This window comes from Pantoea sp. SIMBA_079 (genome assembly GCF_046940275.1).
Lineage (GTDB): Bacteria > Pseudomonadota > Gammaproteobacteria > Enterobacterales > Enterobacteriaceae > Pantoea > Pantoea borealis.
The window spans coordinates 1-254 of record NZ_JAWRYR010000619.1 but is presented as its reverse complement, the minus strand read 5'-3'; the positions used below and the strand labels follow the sequence as shown (position 1 = coordinate 254).

Below are 254 nucleotides of genomic sequence, written 5' to 3'. Positions count from 1 at the left end.
CTCCCGCGACACCGCGGATGACGACGCTGCGTCCGATCGCGTAGACGATGCCGAGGAACGACCACGCCCAGTGGAAGGGCCTCTCCACGCCCCGGTGCACGAGCTCCCGGTAGTCGAGCCACGAGAAGACGATGCCGGCAGCGGTCAGCAGCCAGCCGATCCCGACCACGACGAAGTACATCGGGCCGCCGAGGAGGGCCAGCGGGTCGCCGATCACCACGTTGCGGCCGGTCTCATCCAGCCGGAACGCGGGC

The 254-nt window shown here is 70.1% G+C and carries 1 protein-coding gene; it reads right to left on the bottom strand.

From position 1 onward, the window contains the following. Positions 1 to 254, bottom strand: a 254-nt coding sequence (locus SB719_RS21425; protein WP_412159924.1) for a hypothetical protein, incomplete at both ends; no start/stop codon positions are given.